The 9277-nt window shown below is 71.9% G+C and carries 8 protein-coding genes; 4 read left to right on the top strand and 4 right to left on the bottom strand.

What is annotated here, in order from left to right; all coding sequences use genetic code 11:
• Positions 1-136 precede the first annotated feature (136 nt).
• On the bottom strand, positions 137-1294 hold the full coding sequence (locus ACIQZO_RS08495) for a cystathionine gamma-synthase (RefSeq protein ID WP_403621990.1): 1158 nt from the start codon (positions 1292-1294) through the stop codon (positions 137-139).
• Positions 1295-1368: 74 nt separating this feature from the next.
• On the opposite strand from ACIQZO_RS08495, the gene ACIQZO_RS08490 reads away from it, so the two are divergent.
• The 4 genes from ACIQZO_RS08490 (at position 1369) to msrA (ending at position 6132) form a co-directional block, all read left to right on the top strand.
• The gene (locus tag ACIQZO_RS08490; RefSeq protein WP_403621987.1) at positions 1369-2475 is read left to right on the top strand and encodes a hypothetical protein; all 1107 of its coding nucleotides are present in this window, start codon (positions 1369-1371) and stop codon (positions 2473-2475) included.
• 181 nt (positions 2476-2656) lie between these two features.
• Positions 2657-4255 carry a M48 family metallopeptidase gene (locus ACIQZO_RS08485; RefSeq protein WP_403621985.1) on the top strand — a complete coding sequence of 533 codons (1599 nt, stop codon included), beginning with the start codon at positions 2657-2659 and terminating at the stop codon, positions 4253-4255.
• Positions 4252-5391 carry a hypothetical protein gene (locus ACIQZO_RS08480; protein WP_403621982.1) on the top strand — a complete coding sequence of 380 codons (1140 nt, stop codon included), beginning with the start codon at positions 4252-4254 and terminating at the stop codon, positions 5389-5391. Before ACIQZO_RS08485 ends, ACIQZO_RS08480 begins: the two co-directional genes overlap by 4 nt.
• A 78-nt stretch (positions 5392-5469) precedes the next feature.
• On the top strand, positions 5470-6132 hold the full coding sequence (gene msrA, locus ACIQZO_RS08475; RefSeq protein WP_403621979.1) for a peptide-methionine (S)-S-oxide reductase MsrA: 663 nt from the start codon (positions 5470-5472) through the stop codon (positions 6130-6132).
• Positions 6133-6150: 18 nt separating this feature from the next.
• On the opposite strand, the gene ACIQZO_RS08470 is transcribed toward msrA, so the two are convergent.
• The 3 genes from ACIQZO_RS08470 to ACIQZO_RS08460 all read right to left on the bottom strand — a co-directional run bounded on the left by ACIQZO_RS08470 (position 6151) and on the right by ACIQZO_RS08460 (position 9246).
• Entirely contained in the window at positions 6151-7341 is a 1191-nt protein-coding gene (locus ACIQZO_RS08470; protein ID WP_403621976.1) for a GNAT family N-acetyltransferase, read from the bottom strand.
• A gap of 158 nt (positions 7342-7499) precedes the next feature.
• Complete coding sequence (locus ACIQZO_RS08465) at positions 7500-8771, bottom strand: Ig-like domain-containing protein (RefSeq protein WP_403621973.1); 1272 nt, start codon at positions 8769-8771, stop codon at positions 7500-7502.
• A gap of 133 nt (positions 8772-8904) precedes the next feature.
• Positions 8905-9246 (bottom strand): hypothetical protein, encoded by a 342-nt coding sequence (locus ACIQZO_RS08460; protein ID WP_403621970.1) that lies wholly within the window; start codon positions 9244-9246, stop codon positions 8905-8907.
• Between the last annotated feature and the right edge of the window lie 31 nt (positions 9247-9277).

Here is a 9277-nt window from a genome sequence, read left to right as displayed (position 1 = left end):
ACCGCGGCGGGCCATCCCCCCCCCCGTGCTGGGGGGGTCCCCGCGGCCCGGGCCACACCCCCGGGGGGGGGTTTTGGGGCGGGGCCCCGGGGCGGGCCCGGCCCCCGCCCCAAAAACGCCGGCGAGGCTTGCTTCGCTAGCCCAGTGCCTGGGTCAGGTCCGCGACGAGGTCGTCGGCGTTCTCGATGCCGACCGACAGGCGGATCAGGTCCGCCGGGACCTCCAGTGCCGAGCCGGCCACCGACGCGTGCGTCATGCGGCCCGGGTGCTCGATCAGGGACTCGACGCCGCCCAGGGACTCGGCCAGGGTGAAGATCTTGGTGCGGCCGCAGACCGCGACCGCCTCCTCCTCGCCGCCGGCGACCTGGAAGGAGATCATGCCGCCGAAGTTGCGCATCTGCTTGGCGGCGACCTCGTGACCCGGGTGCTCGGGCAGGCCCGGGTAGAGGACGTTGGTGACCTTCGGGTGGCGCTTGAGCAGCTCGACGATCTTGCCCGCGTTCTCCGCGTGCCGGTCCATGCGCACGGCCAGGGTCTTGATGCCGCGCAGCACGATCCAGGAGTCGAACGGTCCGGCGACCGCGCCCATCGCGTTCTGGTGGTAGGCGAGCTCCTCGCCCAGCGCCGCGTCCGCGGCGATCAGCGCGCCGCCGACCACGTCGGAGTGCCCGCCCATGTACTTGGTCAGCGAGTGGACGACCACGTCCGCGCCCAGCGCCAGGGGCTGCTGGAGGTAGGGCGAGGCGAAGGTGTTGTCCACGACCAGCTTGGCGCCTGCCGAACGCGCGATGCCGGCGACGACGGCGATGTCGGTGATGCCGAGCAGCGGGTTGGAGGGCGTCTCGACCCAGATGACCTTCGTCTTCGGGGTGAGGGCGGCCCGTACCGACTCGGGGTCGGAGGTGTCGGCCACCGACCACTCCACGCCCCAGCGGGAGACGACCTTCGCGAAGAGGCGGAAGGTGCCGCCGTACGCGTCGTTCGGGATGACCACGTGGTCGCCCGGGGCGAGCAGCGTACGCAGCAGGCAGTCCTCGGCGGCCAGGCCGGACGCGAAGGCGAGACCGCGACGGCCGCCCTCCAGGGCCGCGAGGTTCTCCTCGAGCGCGGTCCGGGTCGGGTTCGCGCTGCGGCTGTACTCGTAGCCGCCGCGGAGTCCTCCGACGCCGTCCTGCTTGTAGGTGGAAACCTGGTAGATCGGGGGGACGACCGCGCCGGTCTGCGGGTCCGCCGTATTGCCCGCGTGGATCGCGCGGGTCTCGAAGCTCTGGTGCTCGTGGCTGTCGTCGCTCATGGTCCGATGCTATGCCCGCCCGGGTCCCGTACCCCTATTGGCCCGGTCCCCCCTCGGTCTGGTTCGCTGGAGGCATGGAGATTCTCTGGTTCGTGTTCGCGGTGCTCATGCTCGTGCTCATCCTCGGTCCGTACATCCGGCGTCGGCGCGGCGGCATCCGCCTGGTCGCGCCGGGCAGCCCTGACGCGGCCGACCCGGAGAACTACGGATTCGACCGGCAGGAAGAGCTCGACATCCGCGTCCCCGGGGCCGACCAGGACCTGATGGACGCCCTCGACAACGTGCAGCGCACCGGGCAGTGGCAGGCGGCCTCCCAGCTGCTCGCCGGGACCCCGCGGGAGGGCGAGCGGCGCTGGCAGCGCGTCCAGGCCTTCGGCGGTGCGGCGGCCCTGGAACTGGCGGCGCAGCCCGGTGCGGGCGCGCAGTGGCTGAAGGCGTGGCGGCTGGAGGCGGAGAAGGACCCGGGCGGCGCGCAGGTCCACGCGGAGCTGCTGGTGCAGCAGGCGTGGCGGCACTCGGGCGGGGTCGGCTCCGACGACCACCGGATCATCCTGGAGGAGGCGCGGGAGGCGTGCCGCAGGGCCGCGCTGCTGGCGCCGGGGGACCCGGTCCCCTACATCACGGAACTGGCGATCGCGCGCGGACTGGCGTACCCGGAGCCGGAGTTCGACCAACTGTGGGCGAAGGTCATCGACCGGGCCCCGGAGCACATGGGCGCCCATCTCGCGGCGCTGCACTACTGGGGCGCGCAGTGGCACGGCTCGCGGGAGAAGGCCGACGCCTTCGCGCACGCGGCCGCGGCGCGCGCCCCGCAGGGTTCGCTGCTGGCGGCCCTGCCGATGTTCGCGCTGCGCGAGAACCAGCCGGACATCGTGCTGAGCCCGAGCTTCTACCGGAGCGCGGTCGTCACGCGGGCCGTGGAGGGCGCGCTGTACGCGGTGCACACGGCGCGGCAGGACGACCCGATGGTGGCGCACGTACGGCACCTGCTGCTGATGTTCCTGGTCTGTATGGAGCGGTGGGCGGAGGCGATGGAGCAGGTGCGGCACGTGGACGGGTACGTGGGCGCGCTGCCGTGGTCGGAGTCGGATGACCCGGCCGCGGTGTACGCGGTGTACCGGGCGATGGCGGTGGCCGGGTACGAGGCGAACGGCGGGTCGCCGGCGACGCTCCCGGGCTGACGGAACAGCCGGCCGGGGCGGTGTGCCCGCCTGGGCAGGGGACCGCCCACCCCGGCCGGCGGTGCGAATCCACGACGAATAAGGTTGCTGTAAGTAATCACAGGCCGCATGATGCGGCGGTGGCCGCGGCGCTCTGCCCTGCCACCCATTCCTTTTCGTTCCCGTGGGGGGATCTGTCCATATGGGCGCATCACTGCGCGCCTTGCGCGCTCTCGTCCTGCTCGCAGGCTTCTATCTGCTCGGCGTGTTCCTGCTGGCCGCGCTGGGCGGCATCGACTACGCCGTCGTCACCACGCTGCACGGCCCCATCGTGGCCAAGCTGATCCTCGCCTCCCTGGTCCTCACCGTCCCGATCGTGCGCGGCATGTTCATGCTGCGCACCCCCAAGGGCGAGCCCCTGGCCGGTGTCACCGTCGGCGAGGCGCAGGAGCCCGAGCTGTGGGCGGCCGTGCGCGATGTCGCGCAGCAGGTCGGCACCCGGGCGCCCGACGAGATCGTGCTGATCGACGAGGTGAACGCGGCCGTCGCCGAGGACGCGAAGCTGCTGGGCCTGCGCCCGGGCACCCGCCGCCTCTACCTCGGCCTGCCGCTGATGACGGGCCTGGACGAGATGCAGCTGCGCGCCGTGCTCGCCCACGAGATGGGTCACTACGCCAACTTCGACACCCGTCTCACCCCGCTGATCGCCCGCGGCCGCGCCCAGCTGATCCGCACCATCGGGTACTTCCACGACCGCGCCGACAAGAAGGTCGCCAGGGAGCGCGCGAAGCAGGAGCGCAAGGACGAGAAGCGCATCGCCAAGGGCAAGAAGGCCAAGGGCGTCGACACCGCGGGCGAGGGGGCGATGTACCGCGCCATGGCCAAGGTCTACATCGCCTACGGCAACTTCTACATGCGCGCCACCCGCTCCACCTCCCGTCGCCAGGAGCTCGCGGCCGACCTCGCTTCGGTACGGGTCGCCGGCCGTGACTCGGCCGCCTCCGCGCTGCGCGAGCTGAACGCCCTCGACTCGGCGCACGACTTCTACATGGGCTCGTACGCCACGCTCGGCGTCGGCGCCGGTCTGCTGCCCCGCCCCGGCGAGGTCTTCGGCGGTCTGCGCCGGCTCCTGGACGCGCGCTCGGACGAACTGGAGGAGCTGCGCCGGGAACTGTCCACGGAGCCCACCTCCCCCTACGACTCCCACCCCGCGCTCGCCGAGCGCGTGGCCCGTATCGAGGCGCTGCCCGACGACGGCCGCGCCGGGCAGGCCGCCCGTCCGTCCCTGGAACTGCTGGCCGACGCCGGTGCGGCGCTGGCCGCGCTGGAGCAGGCGGTCCTGACCCCGGAGGCGCTCGCGCTCAAGCGGGTCGACTGGGAGGACCTGGTCCACGAGTCGATGACCGTGTACGTCGGCCAGGGCGCGGAGGACATCCGCGAGGCCTTCGCCGCCGAGGGCGCGGGCCCCGGACTCGACGCCGTGCTCGACGCGTTCGACGCCGACCCGGCGGTGCGCTGGCGCATCGCCGACCGCTTCCCGAAGTCCGAGGAGGCGCAGGCCGCCACCGGCCGCACGGCCCGCGAGTTCGCCCGCCCCGTGGTCCGGCGCGCCCTGAACCAGCTGGTCACCGTCGAGCTGACGGCGCGCGGCGCCGCCCGCTGGCAGCTGTCCTGGTCCGACTCTGCCTCGCTGCGCCACCCGGCCGACGACTTCGAGGAGCGCCTGGGCCAGGCCCTGGACGCGGCCGTCGCCGACCTGCCCGACACCGAATCCCTGCGAAAGCTGGTGCTTGCCCCGTGATCGGCCTCTACATCCTGGGCGCCGTACTGCTGTTCGGCGCGTTCAAGTTCCTGCGCGGCGTCTACTACATCCGCAAGACGAAGGCCCTCGAGGCCGAGATCGGCACCCTGAACGCCAGTACCGATGCGGTGAAGGCCGAGCGGAAGGCCGAGAAGGCGGCCGCGGTGGTCGCGCTTGGCTTCGTGGCCGAGGCCGACCTCGACACCGAGAACCCGGCTCCGGTGCCGCCGGAGCGGACCGCCGTCCTGGACGCGGTCCGGTCGGGCGACTGGGAGGCGGGAGCCGCCTATGTCGAGGCGGCCGGGAAGGACTGGCAGGAGCGCATGGAGCGGGTCCGCCCGCTGGCCGAGGCGGCCGCCGAGGACGACGCGTGGCTGCTGGCCTGGCGTGCGGCGCGGCCCTCGGACCCGACGGCCGCGCTGGTGGACGCCGACACCGCGATCATGGTGGCGTGGAACGTACGCGGCAGCCAGTCGGGCAGCCGCACCACGCAGGAGCAGTTCCGGCTCTTCCGTGATCTGCTGGTCAAGGCGCAGGAGACCGCCCACGAGGCCCAGCGCCTCGCCGACCCGTCGGACCCGACCCCGTACATCGTGGAGCAGCCGATCGCACAGGGTCTGGGCTACTCGCACGAGCGCTACCGGGAGCTGTGGGCGCAGGTCGTCGAGCGCGACCCGAAGGTGCTGTGGTCGCACATCAGCGGTCTGCAGTACTGGTGCCGCAAGTGGCGCGGTTCGCACGAGCTGGCGCTCGCCTTCGCGCGGGAGTCGGCGGCCGCCGGCGCGCCCGGCGACCTGCTGTCGCTGCTGCCGCTGATCGCGTACTTCGAGCAGGAGACGGACGAGGACGACCTGACGGCCGAGTCCTTCTTCAAGGAGCCGGAGATCGTCGCCGCGGTGGACGCGGCGCTGCTGGACCTGGCGGCGGCGGGCGACGACCACCCCGGGACGGCGCGCATCCGGCACATGCTGGCGTACCTGCTGTTCTGGCAGGACCGGGACGAGCAGGCGGTCGAGCAGTTCCGCCACATCGACGGGTACATCGGCTGTGTGCCGTGGTCCTACGCGGGCTCGCCGAAGAGCCGGTACCTGTACGCCCGGGACTGGGCGGTGGGCGTGAGCACGCCGGGTCTCTGATCCGTGCGGCCGCGGAGGGCGGGTCGGGGAATCCCGGCCCGCCCTCCGCACGTTGTCACTGCCACAAGGAGGGAATCCATGTTCTCGTACCGCCGTACGCCCGAGCTCCCCACCCGCGAGGAGGCCCTGACGGGCCGCGCGGAGCCGCTGTTCGCCGTTCCCGACCGGCACACCGTGCTGGGCAACCCGCTGTCCGGCCCCTACCCCGCGCACCTGGAAGTGGCCGACTTCGGCCTGGGCTGTTTCTGGGGCGCCGAGCGCAAGTTCTGGCAGACCCCCGGAGTGTGGACCACCCTGGCCGGCTACCAGGGCGGCTTCACGGAGAATCCGACCTATGAGGAGGTGTGCTCGGGGCTGACCGGCCACACCGAGGTCGTTCGCGTCGTCTTCGACCCCTCGCAGGTCTCCTACGCGGCGCTGCTGAGGCTGTTCTGGGAGTCCCACGACCCCACCCAGGGCTTCCGCCAGGGCAACGACGCGGGCACCCAGTACCGCTCGGCGATCTACACCCACTCCCCGGCCCAGCAGGCGACGGCGGAAGCCTCCCGCACCGCCTACCAGCAGGTCCTGACCTCCTCGGGCTTCAGCCCGATCACCACGGCCGTGCTCCCGGCCGAGGAGCGCCCCTTCTGGCCGGCCGAGGCGCACCACCAGCAGTACCTGGACAAGAACCCGGGCGGCTACTGCGGCATCGGCGGCACGGGCGTCTCCTGCCCGATCGGCGTGGCCGCGGCCGAGTGACCCGGCGGCCCGCCCCGCTCAGGTGGCCGTGAGGTACGGGCGGGCCCCGTTGATCTGATCGGCGCGGATCAGCTCGATCTCCGCGCCCAGCCCATGCTCGGCGCAGTCCCTGGTCACCTTCCACGCGGCCCCCGGCTCCCCGTCGGCGGACGCGCTGCGTCTGCTGGCGGCGTGGTCGGCGCCGTCGGAGGTGCCGGGGGTGCGCAATCCCGCCTGGAGGCTGAGCTGGTAGTACGCGGCGGGGCGGGCGAGGCGGTAGCCGAGGCGCTCGTTCACCGTCCGCATCGGGGTGTTCTCGTCGGCCACCGTGGTGGCGATCAGGCGCAGGTCGGGGTACCGGTTCCGGGCCAGGTCCAGCATGTGCAGTTTGACCGCGCGTCCCAGGCCGTGGCCCCGGTGGGCGGGGGCGACCACGGTGTCGTACTGGAGGGCGCGCGGGCCGGTCGGGTCGGGCAGGACCAGCTCCGTGTACGCGGCCACCTCGCCCGCGCCGGTGACGGCCGCGACGGTGGTGATCTCGCCGCCGCGGTCCAGGATCAGCTGGTGCGCGGCGTGCAGGCGCTGCGGCGTCCAGGTCTCGGTCTTCTCGTCGATGTCGCCCATGGGCGCGTCCCCCATCGCCCCGTGGGCCGTGGCCAGCGGCCCGGCCCACTCGTCCGGCACCAGGCCGTGCCAGGCACGCAGTTCGTACCCCGGAGCCACGGGCCCCGGCGACCCCGCCCCGGCGCCGTCGCCGTGCGCGGCCGCGGCCTGCGGCTGCCGCCGCACGTCCTGCTCGTACCAGGCCATGGGCAGGACGTTCTCGAACCCGAGCGACCGCGCGAAGCACTCCCCCGGCCCGTCCGCGTCCACGAGTGTCAGGACGCAGGTGCGGCCCTGCGCGAGCAGCTCCGCCCGGACCTGCGCCCACAGGGCCCGGCCCAGGCCGCGGCGCCGGGCGTCCGGGCGTACGGCGAGCACGTCGAGGTAGGCGGTGTGCGCGTTGGCCTCGTCCGTGAACAGCAGCAGCCCGGCCACGCCCGCTCCCCCGTCCGCGGCCCAGAGCGCGGCCCGACCGCGCGCCGGCGGCGCGGTCAGCCGTCCGGCCACCTCCGTCCGGGCGGGCGGCGGCACCTGCGGCAGGTCGACGGCCTGGGCGGCGGCGAGCACCTCGGTCCAGGCGTCGATCTCGGCATCGGTCGGAGGCAGCGACAGCGCGCGAATGGTCATACCGGGGACCCTAGGTGATCACGTACGGGCGGACTCAGCGGTTTTCGAGGCGGTTTTCGGGGCGGTTTCCGAGGCCGCTTCCACGACGGCATGTACGACGAACGGCGGGGACCCCGTGAGGGATCCCCGCCGTTCGCCGTTCGTGCGCGGCCAGGAGGTCAGGCGGCCGAGCCGGCCTTCCAGTCCGCCCAGCTCATGTTCCAGCCGTTGAGGCCGTTGTCGGGCTTGATGGTCTTGTCCGGAGAGTTGATCACCTTGACCACGTCGCCGATGAGCGAGTTGTCGAAGAACCACGCGGCGGGCTGGTTCGGGTCGCCCGCGCCCTGGGCGTCGTTCAGGCCGACACAGCCGTGGCTGGTGTTGGCGCTGCCGAAGACCGAGTCCGCACCCCAGTAGTTGCCGTGGATGAAGGTGCCGGACTGGGACAGGCGCATGGCGTGCGGGACATCCTTGATGTCGTACTCGCCCTTGCCCTCGCTGTTCTTGAAGCCCACGGTCGAGCCGTCCATCCGGGTCTCCTTGAACTTCTCGGAGATCACCATCTCGCCGTTGTAGGTCGGGTTCTCCGGGGAGCCGGCCGAGATCGGGATGGTCTTGATGACCGCGCCGTCACGCGTGACCGTCATCTTCTTGGTCTTCGCGTCGACCGTGGAGACCTGGCTGCGGCCGACCTTGAAGGTGACGGTCTTGTTCTGGACGCCCTGGACGCCGGGAGCGCCCTGGACGCCCTCCAGCGCCAGCTTCATCGTGACGGTGGAGTTCGCCTTCCAGTACTCCTCCGGGCGGAAGTCCAGGCGCTGTGCGCTGAACCAGTGGCCGACGACTTCCTGGCCGCTGCTGGAGGTGACCGTGATCCCCGCCTGGACGGCCTTCTGGTCCTTGATCGCCTTGTTGAAGGTGATCGAGACCGGCATGCCCACGCCGACCGTCTGGCCCTCGTCCGGTATGAACGAGCCGACGAAGCTGTTCTCCGGGGAGACGGTGGTGAAGGAGGCGTTCTCGTGCGCCTCCTTGCCGTCCGCGTCCTTGGCGGTCGCCGCCAGGGCGTACTTCATGGAGCGCTTCAGCGCGGCGTCGGGCTTCCAGCTCTTGCCGTCGGCGGCGATCTTGCCGGGTACGGCCGTGCCCTCGCTGGTCTTGAGCTCGACCAGGGTCAGCGTGCCGTCGGCCACGGCGACGTTGGCCGCGTCGTTGAGGCCGACGTTGGTGGCGCCGTCCTTCGGCGCGATGGTTATTTTGGCCTTGGAAGCGTCCTTGGCCGCCGCCGCGTCGACGTCCGCCTGGGCACTGGCGGAATCGCCCTTGCCCTTCGGCTTGTCGTCGTCGCCGCCACCGCACGCCGAGAGCACCAGTACCCCACCGAGAACGGCGGATATGGCCACCAGGGACCTTCTCCGCCGCTTACTGTCCGTCCTCACACGCCACTCCATCGTTGCCGGATACCCCGGACGCTGCCGTCCCGGGATTGGCCCGGCAGGGGGACGAACCCCCTGCCTGGTCCTGACAACGCGTTAACGGCGCCGGCCGGTTCCACATTCCATTCGGATGTGGGCCACCACACGGTCAGGCGTTGTCGGTTTCTTCGTCGAAGTCCCCATCTTCCTCGTCCATGTCCCACTCCATCGACTCGGGGTCGTATTCGACGGGCTCGCTGCTCCAGGAGGCCTGCGCGAGCTCCACCCCGGGGATATCCGCGACCAGGTCAGTGGGGTCGATGAGGTAGGCGAGGGCTTCCGACTCATCCTCCCGGACCGCGGACTCGGCGTGGCCGCGCTCCTCGTCCGGCATGAACTCGTCGGCCTTGATGTGGGCCAGCGCGGCTCCGGTGAGTGCCTGGACGTCCGGCACCTCCAGTACCAAATCAACCCGAAGCCGTACGTATCGTGATGTCTCAGAAGAGTTCATACGACGGAGAGTAAGCCCGGGGAAGCCCCGG

It is taken from the genome of Streptomyces sp. NPDC097617, from assembly GCF_044761485.1.
Lineage (GTDB): Bacteria > Actinomycetota > Actinomycetes > Streptomycetales > Streptomycetaceae > Streptomyces.
This window is presented reverse-complemented; position numbering and strand designations above follow the sequence as displayed.